At 71.2% G+C, this 18,542-nt stretch carries 20 protein-coding genes and 2 tRNA genes; 12 read left to right on the plus strand and 10 right to left on the minus strand.

Annotated elements, in window-relative coordinates; genetic code table 11:
* Positions 1–2 precede the first annotated feature (2 nt).
* Both mnmA and ligA read left to right on the plus strand, forming a co-directional pair.
* Complete coding sequence (mnmA, locus tag AB0230_RS11415) at positions 3–1,100, plus strand: tRNA 2-thiouridine(34) synthase MnmA (RefSeq protein ID WP_315995545.1); 1,098 nt, start codon at positions 3–5, stop codon at positions 1,098–1,100.
* Between the two features lie 64 nt (positions 1,101–1,164).
* Positions 1,165–3,603, plus strand: coding sequence for an NAD-dependent DNA ligase LigA (ligA, locus tag AB0230_RS11420; protein WP_366375824.1), 2,439 nt, complete (start codon positions 1,165–1,167; stop codon positions 3,601–3,603).
* A 104-nt stretch (positions 3,604–3,707) separates the two neighbouring features.
* Here ligA and AB0230_RS11425 read toward each other — a convergent pair whose 3' ends face one another.
* Both AB0230_RS11425 and AB0230_RS11430 read right to left on the minus strand, forming a co-directional pair.
* Positions 3,708–4,208, minus strand: a complete 501-nt coding sequence (locus AB0230_RS11425) for a hypothetical protein (protein WP_315995547.1) — start codon at positions 4,206–4,208, stop codon at positions 3,708–3,710.
* Positions 4,209–4,379: 171 nt separating this feature from the next.
* A complete protein-coding gene (locus AB0230_RS11430) occupies positions 4,380–6,059 on the minus strand; it encodes a long-chain-fatty-acid--CoA ligase (protein ID WP_315995548.1) in 1,680 nt (559 codons plus the stop codon).
* Positions 6,060–6,141: 82 nt separating this feature from the next.
* On the opposite strand from AB0230_RS11430, the gene gatC reads away from it, so the two are divergent.
* The 6 genes from gatC (at position 6,142) to AB0230_RS11460 (ending at position 11,922) form a co-directional block, all read left to right on the plus strand.
* The gene (gene gatC, locus AB0230_RS11435; RefSeq protein WP_298872388.1) at positions 6,142–6,441 is read left to right on the plus strand and encodes an Asp-tRNA(Asn)/Glu-tRNA(Gln) amidotransferase subunit GatC; all 300 of its coding nucleotides are present in this window, start codon (positions 6,142–6,144) and stop codon (positions 6,439–6,441) included.
* Entirely contained in the window at positions 6,438–7,958 is a 1,521-nt protein-coding gene (gatA, locus tag AB0230_RS11440) for an Asp-tRNA(Asn)/Glu-tRNA(Gln) amidotransferase subunit GatA (RefSeq protein ID WP_366375827.1), read from the plus strand. The genes gatC and gatA overlap by 4 nt, the downstream gene beginning before the upstream one ends.
* Positions 7,958–9,472 carry an Asp-tRNA(Asn)/Glu-tRNA(Gln) amidotransferase subunit GatB gene (gatB, locus tag AB0230_RS11445; protein WP_366375829.1) on the plus strand — a complete coding sequence of 505 codons (1,515 nt, stop codon included), beginning with the start codon at positions 7,958–7,960 and terminating at the stop codon, positions 9,470–9,472. The genes gatA and gatB overlap by 1 nt, the downstream gene beginning before the upstream one ends.
* Positions 9,473–9,698: 226 nt before the next feature.
* Positions 9,699–10,955 (plus strand): DNA polymerase IV, encoded by a 1,257-nt coding sequence (locus AB0230_RS11450; RefSeq protein ID WP_315995552.1) that lies wholly within the window; start codon positions 9,699–9,701, stop codon positions 10,953–10,955.
* Positions 10,956–11,033: 78 nt separating this feature from the next.
* Positions 11,034–11,354, plus strand: a complete 321-nt coding sequence (locus AB0230_RS11455) for a hypothetical protein (RefSeq protein WP_076675934.1) — start codon at positions 11,034–11,036, stop codon at positions 11,352–11,354.
* Complete coding sequence (locus AB0230_RS11460) at positions 11,329–11,922, plus strand: hypothetical protein (protein ID WP_315995554.1); 594 nt, start codon at positions 11,329–11,331, stop codon at positions 11,920–11,922. The genes AB0230_RS11455 and AB0230_RS11460 overlap by 26 nt, the downstream gene beginning before the upstream one ends.
* Before the next feature lie 30 nt (positions 11,923–11,952).
* Here AB0230_RS11460 and AB0230_RS11465 read toward each other — a convergent pair whose 3' ends face one another.
* From AB0230_RS11465 to AB0230_RS11490, 6 genes are all read right to left on the minus strand, one after another.
* A complete protein-coding gene (locus AB0230_RS11465; protein WP_315995555.1) occupies positions 11,953–12,435 on the minus strand; it encodes a DUF2017 family protein in 483 nt (160 codons plus the stop codon).
* Positions 12,432–12,740, minus strand: coding sequence for an ATP-dependent Clp protease adapter ClpS (gene clpS / locus AB0230_RS11470; RefSeq protein ID WP_315995556.1), 309 nt, complete (start codon positions 12,738–12,740; stop codon positions 12,432–12,434). Before clpS ends, AB0230_RS11465 begins: the two co-directional genes overlap by 4 nt.
* Complete coding sequence (locus AB0230_RS11475) at positions 12,731–13,078, minus strand: metallopeptidase family protein (protein WP_363392282.1); 348 nt, start codon at positions 13,076–13,078, stop codon at positions 12,731–12,733. Before AB0230_RS11475 ends, clpS begins: the two co-directional genes overlap by 10 nt.
* Positions 13,079–13,246: 168 nt before the next feature.
* Positions 13,247–13,322 (minus strand) — tRNA-His (locus AB0230_RS11480).
* Positions 13,323–13,358: 36 nt separating this feature from the next.
* Positions 13,359–13,985, minus strand: a complete 627-nt coding sequence (orn, locus tag AB0230_RS11485) for an oligoribonuclease (RefSeq protein WP_366375832.1) — start codon at positions 13,983–13,985, stop codon at positions 13,359–13,361.
* A gap of 35 nt (positions 13,986–14,020) precedes the next feature.
* A tRNA-Arg gene (locus AB0230_RS11490) sits at positions 14,021–14,096 on the minus strand.
* Positions 14,097–14,200: 104 nt separating this feature from the next.
* On the opposite strand from AB0230_RS11490, the gene AB0230_RS11495 reads away from it, so the two are divergent.
* Entirely contained in the window at positions 14,201–14,410 is a 210-nt protein-coding gene (locus AB0230_RS11495; RefSeq protein ID WP_315995558.1) for a methyltransferase, read from the plus strand.
* Positions 14,411–14,460: 50 nt separating this feature from the next.
* Here the strand turns inward: AB0230_RS11495 and AB0230_RS11500 are convergent, their stop codons facing one another.
* On the minus strand, positions 14,461–15,069 hold the full coding sequence (locus AB0230_RS11500) for a hypothetical protein (RefSeq protein WP_366375835.1): 609 nt from the start codon (positions 15,067–15,069) through the stop codon (positions 14,461–14,463).
* Positions 15,070–15,130: 61 nt separating this feature from the next.
* Here AB0230_RS11500 and AB0230_RS11505 point away from each other — a divergent pair, with 61 nt between their 5' ends.
* Positions 15,131–16,549: a PLP-dependent aminotransferase family protein gene (locus AB0230_RS11505; RefSeq protein WP_366375837.1), complete on the plus strand. Its 1,419-nt coding sequence runs from the start codon at positions 15,131–15,133 to the stop codon at positions 16,547–16,549.
* 336 nt (positions 16,550–16,885) lie between these two features.
* Here AB0230_RS11505 and AB0230_RS11510 read toward each other — a convergent pair whose 3' ends face one another.
* Positions 16,886–17,143, minus strand: a complete 258-nt coding sequence (locus tag AB0230_RS11510) for a hypothetical protein (protein ID WP_363391893.1) — start codon at positions 17,141–17,143, stop codon at positions 16,886–16,888.
* A gap of 204 nt (positions 17,144–17,347) precedes the next feature.
* On the opposite strand from AB0230_RS11510, the gene AB0230_RS11515 reads away from it, so the two are divergent.
* Together AB0230_RS11515 and AB0230_RS11520 are read left to right on the plus strand one after the other, a co-directional pair.
* Positions 17,348–17,908: a single-stranded DNA-binding protein gene (locus AB0230_RS11515; RefSeq protein WP_366375839.1), complete on the plus strand. Its 561-nt coding sequence runs from the start codon at positions 17,348–17,350 to the stop codon at positions 17,906–17,908.
* Positions 17,909–17,962: 54 nt separating this feature from the next.
* Complete coding sequence (locus AB0230_RS11520; RefSeq protein ID WP_366375841.1) at positions 17,963–18,481, plus strand: hypothetical protein; 519 nt, start codon at positions 17,963–17,965, stop codon at positions 18,479–18,481.
* The last annotated feature ends 61 nt before the right edge of the window (positions 18,482–18,542 follow it).

Genomic DNA, 18,542 nt, shown 5'->3' on the forward strand with positions numbered 1-18,542 from the left:
CGATGCGAGTTCTGGCGGCGATGAGCGGAGGCGTGGACTCCGCGGTGGCGGCGGCCCGCGCCGTGGAGGCCGGTCATGACGTGGTCGGTGTGCACTTGGCGCTCTCGCGGGCCGGCGGGACTCTTCGCGCCGGGAGCCGCGGCTGCTGCACGATCGAGGACGCCATGGACGCGCGCCGCGCGGCCGACAAGCTCGGGATGCCCTTCTACGTGTGGGACTTCTCGGAGCGCTTCCGTGACGACGTCATCGAGGACTTCGTGTCGGAGTACCGCGCGGGCCGCACCCCCAACCCCTGCATGCGGTGCAACGAGAAGATCAAGTTCGCCGCCCTCCTCGAGCGCGCGATCGAGCTCGGCTTCGACGCCGTCTGCACCGGCCACTACGCCACCCTCGTCGACACTCCGGAGGGTCGCGAACTGCACCGGGCCTCGGATGCCGCGAAGGACCAGTCCTACGTGCTCGGCGTGCTGACGGCCGAGCAGCTCGCGCACACGTACTTCCCGCTCGGGTCGACCCCCTCGAAGGCGGTCGTGCGTGCGGAGGCCCAGGCGCGGGGACTCACCGTCGCGCACAAGCCCGACAGCCACGACATCTGCTTCATCCCCGACGGCGACACGCGCGGCTGGCTCGCCGACAAGGTGGGCGCCGAGCGCGGTGACATCCTCGACCGCACGGGCGCCGTCGTGGGCACCCACGAGGGGGCGCACGCCTTCACCGTGGGGCAGCGACGCGGACTGCAGCTGGGGGTTCCGGCATCCGATGGGAAGCCCCGGTTCGTGCTCGAGGTGCGCCCGGTGAACAACACCGTCGTGGTGGGACCGAAGGAAGCCCTGGCCTGCAGCGAGATCGCCGGGGAGCGCTTCACCTGGGCGGGCCGCGCGCCGTCGGCGTCGACCTTCGCCTGTCACGTGCAGATCCGGGCTCACGCCGATCCGGTGCCGGCCGCCGCCGTGCTCGAGGACGGGGTCGTGACCGTGCGACCCGAGACGCCGTTCGACGGTGTCGCACCCGGGCAGACCGCCGTGCTGTACGACGGGACGCGCGTGATCGGTCAGTTCACCATCGACCGGACGGTGTCGGCGGTTCCGGTCGAGGTCTGACGCGTTGGACGTCGCGCGGTGGTGCGCGCCCAGGGCAGAACGGCGCGCGGCAAGGGCCGCGGCGATGTCGGAGGCCCTCCCTAAGCTGGATGCCGTGACTGAGCTCCCCGACATCCCCCTCGACGCGGCGCGCGCCGAATGGACCGACCTGGCCCAGCGCGTGCTCGACGCGCGCGACGCGTACTACGGGCGCGACGCCGAACTCGTCGACGATGCGACGTACGACGGATGGATGCATCGGCTCGAGGCCCTGGAGCGCCGCTATCCCGAGCTGCAGGGGCAGGACAGTCCGACGCAGTCCGTCGGAGCCGCCGAGGCGACCGACCTCGTGACGATCGAGCACGCCGAGCGCATGCTGAGTCTCGACAACGTGTTCTCACCCGACGAGCTGCGCGATTGGGCGGTCAAGACGCAGGCGTCGGCGGGCCGGCCCGTGCAGTGGCTCAGCGAGTTGAAGATCGACGGGCTCGCGATCAACCTCCGCTACGAGAACGGCGTCCTGACTTCGGCGGCGACGCGCGGAGACGGCCGCGTCGGCGAGATCGTGACCGAGAACGCCCTGCGCGTGACCGGCATCCCTCGCGAGCTGTCGGGCGAGGGGCATCCGGCCCTCGTCGAGGTGCGCGGCGAGGTGTTCATCCCCGTCGCCGCGTTCGAGAACCTCAACCGTCTGCAGGGCGAGTACCGCGAGCGCGCGATCGCCGAGGCGCGCGAGCGCTCCGCGGGACGACGCGGAGGGCGGGCGTTCGACGAAGAGAAGGCGGAGCTCGCCGCGGCGCGCCGCTTCCCGGCCTTCGCGAATCCGCGCAACGCGGCGAGCGGCGGGCTGCGGCAGCAGATCGAGAAGAAGAGCGGTCTCGAGCTCGAGGCCGGGCTCGCCCGTATCGCCTCGCTGGCCCTGTACGTGCACGGAATCGGCGCCTGGCCCGATCCGCCGGTGGCGGCGCAGAGCGAGATCTACGATCTGCTGAAGGGATGGGGCCTGCCGACCTCGCCGTACAGCAAGGTCGAGGCCTCGATCGACGGCGTCCTCGACTTCGTCGCCCATCACGGTGAGCATCGGCATGACGTCGAGCACGAGATCGACGGTGTCGTCGTCAAGGTCGATGAACTTGCCCTCCACGACGAGCTCGGCGCCACGAGCCGTGCGCCCCGCTGGGCGATCGCGTACAAGTACCCGCCCGAGCAGGTCAACACGAAGCTGCTCGACATCGTCGTGTCAGTCGGCCGCACCGGGCGCGCCACGCCGTTCGCCGTGATGGAGCCCGCCAAGGTGGCCGGCAGCGTCGTGCGCCAAGCGACGCTTCACAACCAGGACGTCGTGAAGGTCAAGGGCGTGCTCATCGGCGACACCGTCGTGCTGCGCAAGGCGGGCGACGTCATCCCCGAGGTGCTCGGTCCCGTCGTCGAGCTGCGCGACGGCACCGAGCGGGCCTTCGTCATGCCCGCCGACTGCCCGGAGTGCGGCACGCCGCTGCGCCCGGCGAAAGAGGGCGACATCGACCTGCGGTGCCCGAACGCGCGTTCGTGCCCCGCGCAGGTCCGCGGTCGCGTCGAGCACATCGGCTCGCGTGGTGCCCTCGACATCGAGGCGCTCGGCGAGGTGACGGCCGCCGCCCTCACGCAACCAGAGGTTCCCGAGCGCCCGCCGCTCGACACCGAGGCCGGGCTGTTCGATCTCACCGTCGACGAGCTGGTCCCCATCGAGGTCGTCGTCCGCGACTCCGAGACGGGGGAGCGCAAAGTCGACGCCGACACGGGCGAGCTGGTGCGACGCGCACCGTTCCAGAAGCTCGGCCCCGCGACCTACCCGCCCGGATCCGAAGACCTCGACCCCGCGGAGCGCCGCCGTCGTGGCATCCGGAAGGACTACCGCGAGGTGCGCCCCTCGGAGCAGGCGACCAAGCTGGTCGCCGAGCTGGAGAAGGCCAAGACCAAAGACCTGTGGCGCCTGCTCGTCTCCCTCAACATCCGTCACGTGGGTCCGGTCGCCGCGCGCGCTCTCGCGCAGTGGTTCGGATCGCTGGATGCCATCCGGGCGGCCACGCGGGAAGAGCTCGCCGCCGTCGAGGGGGTCGGCGGCATCATCGCCGACGCGGTGATCGATTGGTTCGAGGTCGACTGGCATCGCGAGATCGTCGAGCGCTGGCAGGCGGCCGGCGTGCGCTTCTCGATCCCCGGCCACCCGGGCCCGGGCGCCGCCGCCGCGGCGGGAGGCGTGCTCGCGGGCGTCACCGTGGTCGCGACCGGTTCTCTCGACGGGTACACGCGCGAAGGAGCTCAAGAAGCGATCATCTCGGCGGGTGGCAAGGCCGCGTCGAGCGTGTCGAAGAAGACGGACTTCGTCGCCGCCGGCCCGGGTGCCGGATCCAAGCTCGCCAAGGCCGAGGAACTGGGGCTGCGCATCCTCGACGCGGCGCAGTTCAAGATGCTGGTCGAGCAGGGGCCCGCCGCGCTCGACGGCGCGGGGTCGGAGGGTGACGCGGAGGCGCCGACCGAATGACGGGGAAGGGTGGGGCCGAAGCCCCGCCCTTCCGGCTCGCGGGACCGCAGCCCCGCCCTTCCGGCTCGCGGGACCGCAGCCCCGCCCTTCCAAGCTGCTGCCCGTCAGCCGGCGCAGGCCGTGCCGGCCTGTGTGAAGCTCTCCTGCAGTGCGGTGATCTGCTCACCCAGCCCACTCGCTTTGCTCGGGTCGGCCATGACCCCCTCGAGGAACGTGACGTACTGGTCGAGGGTCTGAGTGGCGTTCTGCGCCGCGGGGGCGATCTCCGCGTTCGTGATCTGCGAGAAGTCGCCCTTCACCTTGCTCGCGAGCTCCTTGAAGCGGGTGACCGCAGCCTGGGGATCCGACGTGTCGATGTCGCCACTGGCGGAGGTGACGTCGTTGAACGACGTGATGATGATCTGGCAGGCGTCCTGCTTCGACTGGTCTCCGGCCGGCGCGACCGATGCCTGCGACGGCGTCGGGGCGGAGCCCGATGCGACGCTGCTCGGCGCCGAGCTCTCCTGCGCGGCGGAGTCCGCATCCGAGGATCCGCCCCCGGAACACCCCGCCAGGAGCAGAGCGGTCGCGGCGACGGCGGCGAACGAGGCGCGTTTGATGATCATGTGAGTCCCCCCAAAGGTCACGGCCGGGCCAGGGATCGGCCCGTCGCCCCACGGTAGCGAAGCCGCGCTCATCGGCACGGATCCGGTTTCCCCCTTGCGCGGAGCGGGTCGCATCCCCCTCGGACGGTCGTGCGCCGAGGACCGGTCGCCGGGCAGCCCCGCGGCGCCCCCTCAGTCCGCCAGCAGCGTCTCCCGCACCTGACGGCGCAGGACTTTGCCGATGAGCGAGCGCGGCAGGTCGTCGACGATCACGATGCGACGGGGCACCTTGTACGGCGTCAGGATGCCGCGCGCGAACGCCCGGACCGCTTCGACGTCGAGTTCGCCGGCGACGGTCGGCACGACGGCCGCGACGACCTCCTCGCCCGAGTGCTCGCTCGGCAGGCCCACGACGGCGACGTCGGCGACGCCGGGGTGCTGACGCAGCACGTTCTCGACCTCGGTGGGAGCGACGTTGAACCCGCCGGTGATGATGAGCTCCTTGATGCGGTCGACGATGCGGACGAAGCCGCCCTCGTCGATCGTGACGATGTCGCCGGTGCGGAACCAGCCGTCGACGAACACCGCGTCGGTCTCCTCCGGCTTGCCGTAGTAGCCCGAGAACACCTGCGGTCCGCGCACGAGGAGCTCGCCGCGCTCGACGTCGGTCCGCGGGTCGTCGGGGTCGACGACCCGGCACTCGGTTCCCGGCAGCGGGAGTCCGACCGTCCCCGCGACACGGTTGTCGGCGACGGGGTTGGCCATGAGCACGGGGGAGCACTCGCTCAGCCCGTACCCCTCGACCAGGTATCCGCCCGTGGCTTCCTCGAAGGGGACGACCAGCTCGTGGGGCAGCGCCATGGCGCCGGAGATGGCCACGTCGGTGCCGGCGAGCGACACGCCCCGCTCCCGGGCGGCGGCCAACAACCGCTCGGCGATGGGGGGAACGAGCGGCAGAAAGGTCGCCGGATGCTTCTTCGTCACGGCGAGCACGAGGTCGGCGTCGAACTTCGGGAAGAGCACGAGCCGGGCGCCCATCGACATCGCGAAGGTGAGGCAGAGAGTGAGGCCGTAGGCGTGGAACATCGGCAGCACCGCGTAGACGACGCATCCCTCTCCCCGCACGATCTGCGGGACCCAGGCCCGCGCCTGCGCGGCATTGGCCAGCAGGTTGGCGTGGGTGAGCATGGCGCCCTTGGGCGTGCCCGTGGTGCCGCTCGTGTACTGGATGATGGCGAGGTCGGACGTGACCGGGCGCGGATGCGAGGCGGGCAGAGGTGCGTGGCGCACGACGTCGTCCCAGTCCACTGCGCCCTTGGTGGCGGCGTGCAGAGCTGCGCGGGATTCGCGGGCTTTCGCGACCGGCAGACGCAGCGCGAGACGCGTCGTCCATGGCATCGCCCGGGTCACGTCCACCGAGATGAGGGTGTCCAGGCGCAGATCGGCCGGGAACTCCTGCACGGTCGCCACGACCTTGCTCCACACGATCGCGTGCTTCGCCCCGTGGTCCTCGAACTGCTTGCGCAGCTCCCGGGCGGTGTAGAGCGGATTGTGCTCGACCACGACCGCTCCGAGCCGCAGCACGGCGTAGAACGCGACGATGTGCTGCGGGCAGTTGGGCAGCACGAGCGCCACCGGGTCCCCCGCACGCACACCGTGCGCGGCGAGGGCCGCCGCGGCGCGCGCGATCTGCTCCGACATCTCGGCGTAGGTGGTCTCGCGTCCGAAGAACTGCAGGGCCGGGGCGTCGGGGTAATCGCGCGTGGAGGCGTCGACGATGTCGAGGAGCGACCCCGTCTGCGCTTCCAGGTCTTCGGGCACCCCCGCGGCATAGCTCGAGGTCCAGGGTCGCGGCGGATCGAAGCTCGTCACCGGGCCAGCCTAAGGCGGCGTTCCGGTGGGAGCCAGGCGGCGCGCGACGGGGAGGAGACCGTCTGCGAACTAGACTCGGGGGGTGTCTGAAATCACTCCTGATCTCGTGCGCCATCTCGGTGTGCTCGCCCGGATCCAGTTGAACGACGAGGAGGTCCAGAGCCTCACCGGCCAGCTGGATGCCATCGTCGACAACATCGCGAAGGTGTCCGAGGTGGCGACGCCCGACGTGGCGGCCACGAGCCACCCGATCCCGCTCGAGAACGTCTTCCGCCCCGACGTCGTCCAGCAGCAGCTGACGCGCGAGCAGGTGCTGCAGAACGCCCCCGACCAGGCCGACGGCCGTTTCCGTGTGACCGCGATCCTGGGAGAAGAGCAGTGACCGACCTCACTCGCCTGACCGCGGCCGACCTGGCCGCCAAACTCGCCTCGTCCGAGGTGTCGAGCGTCGAAGCCACGCAGGCGCACCTCGACCGCATCGCCGCCGTCGACGGCGACGTCCACGCCTTCCTGCACGTGAGCGATCACGCGCTCGAGGTCGCGGCCGACATCGATCGCCGTCGCGCCGCGGGCGAGCAGCTCCACGAGCTCGCGGGTGTCCCGCTCGCCGTCAAGGACGTGCTCGTCACCACCGACATGCCCTCCACGAGCGGATCGAAGATCCTCGAGGGCTACATGTCGCCCTACGACGCCACGGTCGTCGCGCGTTCCCGTGCGGCCGGCCTCGTGCCCCTCGGCAAGACGAACATGGACGAATTCGCGATGGGCTCCTCGACGGAGTTCTCGGCCTACGGTCCCACCCGCAACCCCTGGGACCTCGATCGCATCCCCGGAGGCTCCGGCGGCGGGTCGGCGGCGGCCGTCGCCGCGTTCGAGGCGCCCCTGGCCCTCGGCTCCGACACCGGCGGCTCGATCCGTCAGCCCGCGCACGTCACCGGCACGGTGGGCGTCAAGCCCACGTACGGCGGGGTCAGCCGCTACGGCGCGATCGCCCTGGCATCCAGCCTCGACCAGGTCGGTCCGGTCACGCGCACCGTCCTCGATGCGGGCCTGCTGCACGACGTCATCGGCGGGCACGACCCGAACGACTCGACCTCGCTCTCCGACGCGTGGCCGTCGTTCGCCGCAGCCGCCCGCGAGGGCGCGACCGGAGAGGTCCTCAAGGGCCTCAAGGTCGGCGTCATCCGCGAGCTCGACGACCGTGGCTTCCAGAAGGGCGTGTCGGACTCGTTCCGCGCGTCGCTGGCGGCCATGCAGGCCCAGGGGGCCGAGATCGTCGAGATCAGCGCCCCGCACTTCGAATACGGCGTCGCGGCGTACTACCTGATCCTCCCCGCGGAGGCGTCGAGCAACCTCGCCAAGTTCGACTCGGTGCGCTTCGGTCTGCGAGTCACGCCGCAGGGCACCCCCACGGTCGAGAACGTCATGGCCGCGACCCGCGATGCCGGGTTCGGTCCCGAGGTCAAGCGCCGCATCATCCTCGGCACGTACGCGCTGTCGGCGGGTTACTACGACGCGTACTACGGCAGCGCCCAGAAGGTGCGCACGCTCATCCAGCAGGACTTCGACGCGGCGTTCGCGCACGTCGACGTCATCGCGACTCCGTCGGCGCCCACCACGGCGTTCCGCCTGGGGGAGAAGCTCGACGACCCGCTGCAGATGTACCTCAACGACGTGACCACGATCCCGGCGAACCTCGCCGGCGTCCCGGGCATCTCGATCCCGAGCGGCCTGGCGGACGACGACGGGCTGCCCGTCGGCATCCAGTTCCTCGCCCCCGCCCGCGAGGACGCGCGTCTGTACCGCGTCGGTGCCGCGTTCGAGGCGCTGCTGGTCGACCAGTGGGGCGGACCGCTGCTCGACAAAGCCCCTTCTCTCACGAACGGAGCGTCCCTCTGATGGCCAAAGACGCACTCATGGACTTCGACGAGGCGCTCGAGCTGTTCGAGCCCGTCCTCGGTTTCGAGGTGCACGTCGAGCTGAACACCGCGACCAAGATGTTCTCGGCCGCTCCCAACCCCGCCAACGAGGCTCACCACGGCGCCGAGCCCAACACGCTCGTCGCCCCGGTCGACATGGGCCTGCCGGGTGCGCTGCCCGTGGTCAACGCCGAGGCGATCCGCTCCTCGATCAGCCTGGGCCTCGCCCTCGGCTGCTCGATCGCGCCCTCGAGCCGTTTTGCGCGGAAGAACTACTTCTACCCCGACCTCGGCAAGAACTACCAGATCTCGCAGTACGACGAGCCGATCGCCTTCGAGGGCTCGGTCGAGGTCGAGCTCGAGGACGGCACCATCGTCACCGTGCCGATCGAGCGAGCCCACATGGAAGAGGATGCCGGCAAGCTCACCCACATGGGTGGCGCGACCGGTCGCATCCAGGGCGCCGAGTACTCGCTCGTCGACTACAACCGCGCGGGTGTGCCGCTCGTCGAGATCGTCACGAAGCCGATCTTCGGCGCGGAGCACTCCGCTCCGGCGCTTGCGAAGGCCTACGTCGCTACGATCCGCGACATCGTGCGCGGTCTCGGCATCTCGGAGGCGCGGCTGGAGCGCGGAAACCTCCGCTGCGACGCGAACGTCTCGCTGCGCCCCCGCGGGCAAGAGAAGCTGGGCACACGCACCGAGACGAAGAACGTCAACTCCATGCGCTCGGTCGAGCGCGCGGTGCGGTACGAGATCCAGCGTCAGGCCGCGATCCTCGCCAAGGGCGGGACGATCACGCAGGAGACGCGCCACTGGCACGAGGACACCGGTCGCACCTCTCCCGGTCGCCCCAAGTCGGATGCCGACGACTACCGCTACTTCCCCGAGCCCGACCTGCTGCCGGTCGTGCCCGCGCCCGCGCTGATCGAGGAACTGCGCGCCGCGCTGCCGGAGCCCCCGGCCGCTCGCCGTCGTCGCCTCAGGGCCGAGTGGGGCTTCACCGACCTCGAGTTCCAGGACGTCGCGAACGGCGGGCTGCTCGACGCGGTCGCCGACACGATCGCCGCGGGCGCCGCCCCCGCCTCGGCGCGCAAATGGTGGACGGGCGAGATCACGCGCGTCGCCAATGCACAGGAGCGCGACGCCGCCGACCTCGTGTCGCCCGCGAACGTCGCCGCGCTGCAGAAGCTCGTCGATGAGGGAACGCTCACCGACAAGCTCGCGCGCCAGGTGCTCGAGGGCGTCATCGCCGGAGAGGGCACCCCGCAGGAGGTCGTCGACGCCCGAGGCCTCGCCGTGGTCTCCGACGACGGGGCGCTCATCGCCGCGATCGACGACGCCCTCGCCGCCCAGCCGGACGTGCTCGCGAAGATCCGCGACGGCAAGGTGCAGGCCGCCGGCGCCGTCATCGGGGCGGTCATGAAGGCCATGAAGGGCCAGGCCGACGCCGCGCGCGTGCGCGAGCTCGTGTTGGAGCGCGCCGCGCAGTAAGACACCGGATGCCACGGCCCCGGCGCTCCACGCGCGCGGGGCCGTGGCATCCGTCGTTCGCGGGGCGTTCCGCGGGGTGCCGACGGGGGATCGTCGACCCGCCCTCGGTCAGCCGAGCCGCGGAATCGCTACGGAGCGGGGCAGATCGCCGTAGGCGGATCGCTGACTCGAGGGGTCGTCGCCCGCGCCGACCTCGATGTCGGAGGTCCGGGGGACAATGGATGCCATGGGACGCGGAGACGGCACGGGGCGCATCGTCTCGCGACCCGACGCCGACGACACGGGCACCGGCATCCTGCACGTCGACATGGATGCCTTCTTCGCGTCGGTGGCCGTGCTCGACGATCCGTCGCTCGCGGGCAAGCCGCTCATCATCGGCGGTTCCGAGGGGCGCGGCGTCGTCTCGAGCGCCTCGTACGAGGCACGCCGCTACGGCGTGAAGTCCGCCATGCCCGTGGCGATCGCACTGCGCCTGTGCCCCACCGCGATCGTGGTCAACCCGCCGTACCACCGCTACACAGAGATGTCGCGGCAGGTGATGGCGATCTTCCACGACGTCACTCCGCTGGTCGAACCGCTCTCGATCGACGAGGCGTTCCTCGACGTGCGCGGGGCGCGTCGGCTGTGGGGGAGTCCGGGCACGATCGCGCGCGACCTGCGAGCCCGCGTGCTCGCGGAGACCGGTCTCACGTGCAGCATCGGCGTCGCGGCCACCAAACACGTCGCCAAGATGGCCTCCACCATCTCCAAGCCCGACGGCCTGCTCGTCGTGGCGGCCGCCGACACGGAGGCGTTCCTGCGGCCGCGGTCCGTCCGCGCCCTGTGGGGAGTGGGGCCCAAGGCCGCCGAGGCTCTGGAGGCCCGCGGCATCCGTCTCATCTCCGACATCCTCGACACACCGCGGCACGCGCTCGATCAGGTTCTGGGGGCGGCGATGGGGGAGCGCATCTGGCACCTGTCGCGCGGGATCGACGCACGCGAAGTGCACACGGGTCGGTCCGAGAAGAGCGTCGGCCACGAGGAGACGTTCCACACCGACATCTCCGACACGCGCACGCTTCACGTGGAGCTGCGCCGCCTCGCCGACCGGGTCGGAGCGCGCCTGCGGACGCAGCAGTACGAGGCCGCGACGATCTCGATCAAAGTCCGCTTCTCCGACTTCACCACGTTGAGCCGCTCGCGCACGCTGCCCGAGCCCACCTCGGTCGGACAACGCATCGGCGACGCGGCGATCGACCTGTTCGACTCGATCGACCGCCGCCAGGCCGTCCGGCTGGTGGGGGTGCGTGGCGAGAAGCTCAAGCCGGCGGCCATGGCCGCGACGCTCTGGGACGACGACGCCGAATGGCGACGGGTCGAGGGCGCCCTCGACGGCGCGGCTGCGCGGTTCGGCCGTGGAGCCGTGACCCGCGGGTCGTTGCTGGGACCGTCGCGAGGGGGCGGCGCCCTGCCGACGAACCCGCGGCCGTCGTACGACCACTGACGACGAGCGACCCTCGCACGAGCCGTGACGGCGCGCAACGCCCTGCGGCCCGGCGAGGCGGGCCGCTACGGTGGGGGCATGCCCAACATCGCATTGGAACTCGGCAAGCAGGCCACCAGCTTCGGCGTCACCTCCGCGTACGGGGAGCAGCAGGACGTGGACGGCGTGCGCATCGTCCCCGTCGCGCTCACCTGGGCGGGGTACGGCGGCGGCTCGGACGAGCAGGGCAACGGTGGAGGCGGGGGAGGCGGATACACCCTCCCGCTCGGCGCCTACATCCGCCGCGGCGACGACCTGCGGTTCGACCCGAACCTCGTGTCGCTGCTCGCCGTCGGCATCCCGTTCGTGTGGGTCGCCGGTCGCGCGCTCAGCCGTGTCATCCGCGCCCTCAAGAAGTAACACGGACCCGGTCGACGAGGCCCTCACCGCGGCGGTGGCCGCGGTCTCGGCGCGTATCACGGCGGTCGGCGCACCGAACCCGGCCGTCGTCATCGACGGACGCAGCGGCGCCGGCAAGAGCTCGCTCGCACGGCGGCTGGTGTCGGCGTGGCCCGGTCGCGGGCGCGTGCAGCTCGTGGCGCTCGACGACGTCTATCCGGGGTGGGACGGGCTCGCCGAAGGCGTGGCCTACGCCCGGGAGGTGATCCTGCTGCCCCATGCCCGTGGACTGCTCGGCGTCTGGGAACGGTGGGATTGGGAAGCCGGGACGCGCGCCGAGGCGTACGCGGTGGACCCCTCGCTTCCGCTGGTCGTCGAGGGGGCGGGCATCCTCACCCCCGAGGTCGCGCGGCTGGCCGACGTCTCGGTCTGGGTGGAGGCGCCGACCGACTCGCGCCGGCACCGCGCGCTCGAGCGCGACGGCGACACCTATCGCCCGCACTGGCGGCGCTGGGCGCTCCAAGAGGACGCCCACCTCGACGCCCACAGCCCGGCTGAGCGTGCCGACGTGCGCGTTCGCATCCCCTGACACCTCCGCCGAGGCCGACCCGACCCGGGCTCAGGGGCGTTCGAGAGCGGCCATGAGGCCGTCGAGGCGATAGCCGATCCAGTCGTAGACCCCGAACCGCGGATCGTCGGGCTGGTGATCGTCTTCGTCCTGGATGCCGAGTCTCGTGGCGAGCACGAGGCGCACCGCCGACAGCGTGCGCATCCACGCGAGGGCCTCCCCTTCTCCCAGGGCGACGGCGATCGTCGCATCCGGGTCGCCCGCGGGGGTGGGCTCACCGCCGTCGGCGCCCAGCGTCTGAAGGACGGTTGCGGCATCCTGGGAGCGCCGCTCGATCAGGTCGCCTCCGGTGAGCCGACGGAACTCGCGACTGGCGGCTTCGTCGTCGGGGTAGGCGTCGGGCATCAGTCGCGCCACGGCCGGGTCGTCGTCGGTGCGGGAGTCGGCGAGGAGATCGCGGAACTGCCCGACGATGCCGGCGAGGTGGAGGGCTTCGAGACCGCTGATCTCGAGGACGACGATCCGCTCGCTCACGAGGGGTCCTTCCTGACGGTGGCCCAGAGACCGAAGTCGTGCATGGCCTGGGTATGGGCTTCCATGACCTCGCGCGGACCGCGTGCGACGACGGCGTGACCGTCGTGGTGCACAGCCAACATGAGGCGGTGGGCCGTCGCGGCGTCGAAGCCGAAGTAGGTGCGGAAGACGTGGCTCACGTAGCTCATGAGGTTCACGGGGTCGTTCCAGACGACCGTCTGCCACGAAGACGGCGGCTGGGCGTCGAGGTCGCGTTCGACGTCGGAATCCAGGTCTGGCGAGGCGAGGCCGGCCATCACGCCCACCCGAGTTCGTGCAGGCGGTCGTCGTCGATGCCGTAGAAGTGCGCGATCTCGTGCACGAGAGTGGTGTGGATCTCGTCGCGCAGGTCGTCCTCGTCGGTACAGGCGGCGAGGTGCGGTTCGCGGTAGACGATGATGCGGTCGGGCAGCTCGCCGACGCCGTAACGGTCGCGCTCGGTGAGCGCCCATCCGTCGTAGAGCCCGAGGAGATCGAGCGAGCCGTCCTCGGGACGGTCCTCGACGACGAACACGACGTTGTCGAGACCCTCGACCATGTCGTCGGGGAGGCGGTCGAGTTCGTCGACGACGAGCTGCTCGAACGCCTCCGGCGACATGACCATCGCAGGGGGCGCGTCGACGTCGTCGTTCACGTGGCCTCCCGGGTGTCGAAGCGAGGGGCGGATGCCGCATCCGTGCGGGCGGCGTCCACCGAACGATTCTACGGGCGTGGGGGAGGCGGCATCGGGAAATGCAGAAGCCCGGCGCGATCTCGGCCGGGCTTCTGCGAGTGGGGTGGCTAACGGGACTTGAACCCGCGGCCCCCGCGACCACAACGCGGTGCTCTACCAACTGAGCTATAGCCACCATGTGTCTTCGGAAGAAGACAACTGAAAGATTATGTCACACGTCGAGGGCGAACGACGACACAGCCGACGCTGACACGGCCTTCGCCTCGTCGCTCGTGGGGCCGGGCTGGGGCACGAACACGGCGGCGCGGTAGTAGGCGAGCTCGCGGACGGACTCGCGGATGTCGGCGAGGGCGCGGTGGCCGCCGTTCTTCGTGGGGGCCTGGAAGTAGGCGCGCGGGTACCACCGGCGCGAGAGCTCCTTGATGCTCGACACATCCACGTTGCGGTAGTGCAGCCAGCGGTCGACACGCGGCATGTACTTCGCGAGGAACATGCGGTCGGTGCCGATGGTGTTGCCGGCGAGCGGCGCCTTGCCTTCGACCGGCGCGAAGCGCTGGATGTACTCGAGCGTCTGGAACTCGGCATCCGCGAGGCTGACGCCGTTAGGGATCTCGTCGAGCAGTCCCGACGACCGGTGCATCTCGGTGACGAACTCGCCCATGTTGGCCAGGGCGGAGTCGTCGGGCTTGATGACGATCTGGAAGCCCGGATCGAGCACGTTCAGCTCGAAATCGGTGACGACGACGGCGATCTCGACGAGCTCGTCGACGCCGAGGTCGAGGCCGGTCATCTCGCAGTCGATCCAGACGAGCCGGTCGTTCTCGGAGGCGTTTACCATCCCCACATCCTACTGAGGGGGTGCGACACCGGTTCTGGTCCCCCAGACACGATTCGAACGTGTGACCGGCGGATTAGAAGGCCGCTGCTCTATCCACTGAGCTACTGGGGGTCGTCGGTCCAGGATATCGGTCGCACTCTCGGCGCGGCACCAGCCCCTGGCGCCGGCCCCCGCGCGGGCGTAACCTCCGGGCGAAGGAGAGCAAAGGAGCACTCATGTCAGACACCGCGACACGACGACTCTGGGTGGCTTACGGCCCGGTGGGGGTCGTCGGCACCATCCAGAAGGATGCCGAGGGCTACAGCGTCCACATGACGGGCAAGGACGAGCGGCTGGGCGTCTACCCGTCGATGGACATCGCCAAGAGCGCGTTGCACGCGCACCTCAAGCCCGGCAGCGACCGCCCGGAGTTCCGCGAGCACTGAGCGCGAAGCGCCCCGCCCGCGCGGTATCCGTCGCGGGCGGGGCGCTCGTGTCAGACCCGTGCCGCCGACCGCGGGCGCGGCGCCGACCGGGGAGTCGCGAGCAGCGGCATCGCGATGTGCACGAGGGGTCCGATGCCGAGGGCGAAGACGACGGTGCCGATTCCCACGGTGCCGCCCAGGAGCCACCCGAGCACGAGCACCGACCCCTCGACGGTGAGCCTGCACGCCCAGATGGGCCAGCCGAAGCGTCCGTGCAGGCCGGTCATGAGCCCGTCGCGGGGGCCGGGACCGAAGTTCGCTCCGATGTAGAGCCCGGATGCGACCGCCACGAGCACCACGCCGGCGACGAGCATGAGGGCCTGGAGCCAGAAGACGTCGGGGTGCGGCAGGATGCCGAGGGCGAGTTGCAGGCTGGTGCCGACCAGGAGGATGTTCGCGATCGTGCCGACGCCCGGCTTCTGATGCAGGGGAATCCACAGGAGCAGGACGCCGAGGCCGATGATGTTGGTGACCCACCCGATGCCGACGCCCGTCACGCGGGCGATGCCCTGCGCGAAGACGGTCCACGGGTCCACGCCGAGCCCGGCGGCGACGGTAAGGGCGCAGCCGGCGCCGTAGAGGACGAGGCCGACGAGGAGGCGGGTGACGCGGGAGAACATGAGGCAATCCAATCATCAGATTGGACCGTTGCTTAGAGGCCAATTGAGATAGTGTGGCCGCATGGACTCACGGATCTCCGCGCGCGCCCTCGCCGCAGCCCTCGGCGGCTGGCGGGGGAGCGGCCCGGCGTACGAGGCGCTCGCCGACGGGGTGCGTCTGCTGTGCCTCGACAACCGCCTCGCGCCGTCGACCGCTCTCCCCGCCGAGCGCGAGCTCGCCGCCGCGCTGTCGCTCAGCCGGACGACCGTCGCAGCGGCCTATCGCAGCCTGCGGGAGACGGGGCACATCGAGAGCCTGAGAGGCAGCGGCAGCGTGACGCTCCCGCTGCGGCGGAGCGACCCCGGCCGCCTGGAGGCCGACGCCGACAGCATCGACCTGCAGCAGGCCAGCCCGGCGGCGTGGCCGGGGCTCCCCGCCGTCATCGCCGAGGCGGCGGCCCAGGCGCCGGCACTCGTCGCCCGGATCGGATACGACGTCGTCGGCGACCCGACGCTGCGGGCGGCCATCGCGGATCACTACACGGCGCGCGGGCTGTCAACCGCCCCCGATCAGATCCTCGTCACGACGGGGGCGCAGAGCGCGATCCATCTGATCGCGTCCGTGCTCATCGGTCGCGCCGACCGGGTCATGCTCGAGACGCCGACCTATCCGCACGCGGCCGACGCCTTCCGCCGGGTGGGTGCGCGCCTGATCGGCGTGCCCGTCGACGCGGAGACCGGGTGGGACATCGAACGCGCCGAGCAGAGTTTCGCGCGCGCCCTTCCGTCACTGGCTTACCTCATGCCCGACTTCCACAACCCGACCGGCCGCACGATGGACCCCCGCGAGGTCGACGCGTTCTTGTCGGGGGCCCGCGGCGCCGGAACGCTCCTCGTACTGGACGAGACGACAGGGCAACTCGACATCGACCGCCGGGGGGATGCCGCGCCCTTCCCGGACGACGATCGCATCATCCGCGTCGCTTCGTTGGGCAAGACCGTCTGGGGCGGCCTGCGGGTGGGATGGGTGCGCGCCGCTCCCGACATCATCCGCCGCCTCGCCAGCGGGCGCCCCGTGCACGACCTGGGAACGCCGGAACTCGAGCAGGCCATCGCGACGCGACTGGTGCCGCGGCTCGACGAGATCGCGCGGCAGCGGGGAGAGCTGCTGCGGGCGGGACGCGACGCTCTGCGCAGCGCGTTGATCGACGCGTTCCCGGAGTGGGACGTCCCGCGGGTGAGTGGCGGCGTGTCGATGTGGGTCGGCATCGGAGAGCCGCTCAGCACTCCGCTCGTCATGAACGCGCGCTCACGCGGTCTCGCTCTCTCCGCCGGCTCGCGGTTCGCGGTGGAAGGCGGCCACGACCGGCGCCTGCGCGTGCCCTTCACCGCTCCGCCTGCCACGCTTGAGCGCGCGGTGGGGATCCTCCGTGCGGCGTGGGACGACGTGCGCGGTGGGCGCACAGTGCCCGCGCGGGAGGACTTCGCCACGGTCGTCTGAGCCGGTCGCCGTCGCGCTCGGTCGGGGCTCACCCGGGTGCGGATGCGTCTGCGCACGTCGATGCGCCCGCGTGTCGGATGTCGCCGCGTCGGTGCGCCCGGATGCCGAGGCGTCGCCGTGTCGAGGCGTCGCCGTGCCGGTGCGTCGCTGTGCCGGTGCGTCGCTGTGCCGGTGCGTCGCTGTGCCGAGGCGTCGCCGTGCCGATGCGCCCTGGCGTCGATGCACCCCGTGGTCAGTGCACACCCGCGTCGATGCCTCCGGCGTCCATAGACCCCGGCGTCGAGGCGCGCCCCGCGTCCATGCTGCCTGTGTTGCTGCCTCGCGTCGAGGCGCCGTTCATCGGGCGTAGCGCAGACACTCGACGGCGTCGCTCGACGACCAGAACTCGCCGAGGCGTCGGAAGCTGCCCGAGGCGGCGTGGAAGCGTTCGGCCGCGTACCGCCATCCTCCATCGGACGCGATGGCACGGATGTGGCCGACCATGACGCCGCGCGGGTCGGCGATGCGCCACAGACCGGCGGCGACATGCGTCGCCGCACCCCACCCGGCCGGGCGCGGTGCCGGAGCGAGGTCGTTCCACAGTGCGGTGCTCATGCGGACACCGTACGACCGACCTCCGACATCGCCGTCGCCGTGCCCATCCCACTTCTCCTCCCCACCGCCTCGGCTGCCCCATCCGTCCACGGAACCGGCGGAACCGCCTCCGCCGCCCGGGCGAGTCGCGCGACGCTGACATGGCTCCGGCATCCGTCGGGCACGCGGATGCCGGAGCGTCACAACACATCGAGAGGACACATCATGAGCGATCACATCACCCTGGTCGGCAACATCGTCGGCGACCTCGAGCAACGCACCACCCGCGGGGGCGGGCCGGTCGCGGCGTTCCGACTCGCCGTGGGCGAGAGGAAGTTCGACCGGGAGAAGGGCGAGTGGGTGGACGGACACACGAACTTCTACGCCATCTCGGTCTTCGGCGACCTCGGCGCCAACGTCCTCCGCTCCTTCCGGAAAGGCGAGCGCGTGATCCTGAGCGGCCGCCTGCGTCTGCGGGAGTGGGAGACCGAGAGCAAGCGCGGGGTCAGCGCCGACGTCGTCGCAGACGCGATCGGCCACGACCTGCGCTGGGGGGTGTCGGTGTTCCACCGCGCCGCGAAGCCGCAGACTGCCACCAGCCCGTCTCCCGCTGAACCCGCACCGCGCGCCGAAACGGACGGCGACGGATGGAGCCTGCCGGGCGCCTCGCTCGAGACGGACGCCGGGGGTTCGGGTGAAGGGGCCGAACGCGCTCGGGCCGAGGTCGGCGTGGCGGCGGGGGAGACCGGTCGGGTCGAGACGCCCGCCGACGCCACCCCGTTCTGATCCGGGGCGGGTCACCCTCCGGTGGTGCGTGGACGGGTCCGTAGACTCGTGATCGTGCCTCGCTTCCCCGGACGACTCTTCGCCGCTCTGACCCTCGTGGCCGTGTTCGGGCTCGCGGGCTGCACGGGGAGTTCGTCCGCACCGGGGCCGGATGCCGGCGACGGGGCGACGTCGACGGCAGGGGAGACGCCCGGCGCGGAGGCGACGACTCCGTCGTCCGCGGGCGATGCGTCGTCGACCCCGGCGGCCTCGTCCGCGAGCGAGGGCGCGCAGCGCCTTCCGCTGTTCTCGCAGACCGTGGCCTCGGTATGGGCCGGGCCGAATCCGGCGTCGGGGCGCGCGTACATCGACGCCCTGACGGCGGCGGGCTTCGACAAGGCGGCGATGCAGGTCACCGCCGATGAGTCCACCATCGGCAATGCGGCGGAGAGCATCGAATTCGCGGTGCGCCTGGGCGACGAGTGCCTCGTCGGACAGGTGGGCCCGTCGATCGGCGACCCTGTGACGACGGTGCTCCCGGGACTCGGCTCCGGTGGGTGCCTGATCGGGCAGACGCGCGCGATCGATTGGTGACGGACCCGCGGCGGCCGCTGTGCGCTCGTCACGTCGGTGCGCAGGGGAGCCGCCCCTAGAC

The sequence above is a fragment of the Microbacterium sp. NPDC089190 genome (assembly GCF_040701795.1).
Lineage (GTDB): Bacteria > Actinomycetota > Actinomycetes > Actinomycetales > Microbacteriaceae > Microbacterium > Microbacterium galbum.

Coding starts and splice junctions, on each gene's coding strand:
- mnmA (WP_315995545.1), top strand. CDS start 3: ATGCGAGTTCTGGCGGCGATGAGCGGAGGCGTGGACTCCGCGGTGGCG.
- ligA (WP_366375824.1), top strand. CDS start 1,165: ATGTCGGAGGCCCTCCCTAAGCTGGATGCCGTGACTGAGCTCCCCGAC.
- AB0230_RS11425 (WP_315995547.1), bottom strand. CDS start 4,208: ATGATCATCAAACGCGCCTCGTTCGCCGCCGTCGCCGCGACCGCTCTG.
- gatB (WP_366375829.1), top strand. CDS start 7,958: ATGGCCAAAGACGCACTCATGGACTTCGACGAGGCGCTCGAGCTGTTC.
- AB0230_RS11450 (WP_315995552.1), top strand. CDS start 9,699: ATGGGACGCGGAGACGGCACGGGGCGCATCGTCTCGCGACCCGACGCC.
- AB0230_RS11455 (WP_076675934.1), top strand. CDS start 11,034: ATGCCCAACATCGCATTGGAACTCGGCAAGCAGGCCACCAGCTTCGGC.
- AB0230_RS11475 (WP_363392282.1), bottom strand. CDS start 13,078: ATGGTCATGTCGCCGGAGGCGTTCGAGCAGCTCGTCGTCGACGAACTC.
- orn (WP_366375832.1), bottom strand. CDS start 13,985: ATGGTAAACGCCTCCGAGAACGACCGGCTCGTCTGGATCGACTGCGAG.
- AB0230_RS11495 (WP_315995558.1), top strand. CDS start 14,201: ATGTCAGACACCGCGACACGACGACTCTGGGTGGCTTACGGCCCGGTG.
- AB0230_RS11500 (WP_366375835.1), bottom strand. CDS start 15,069: ATGTTCTCCCGCGTCACCCGCCTCCTCGTCGGCCTCGTCCTCTACGGC.
- AB0230_RS11505 (WP_366375837.1), top strand. CDS start 15,131: ATGGACTCACGGATCTCCGCGCGCGCCCTCGCCGCAGCCCTCGGCGGC.
- AB0230_RS11510 (WP_363391893.1), bottom strand. CDS start 17,143: ATGAGCACCGCACTGTGGAACGACCTCGCTCCGGCACCGCGCCCGGCC.
- AB0230_RS11515 (WP_366375839.1), top strand. CDS start 17,348: ATGAGCGATCACATCACCCTGGTCGGCAACATCGTCGGCGACCTCGAG.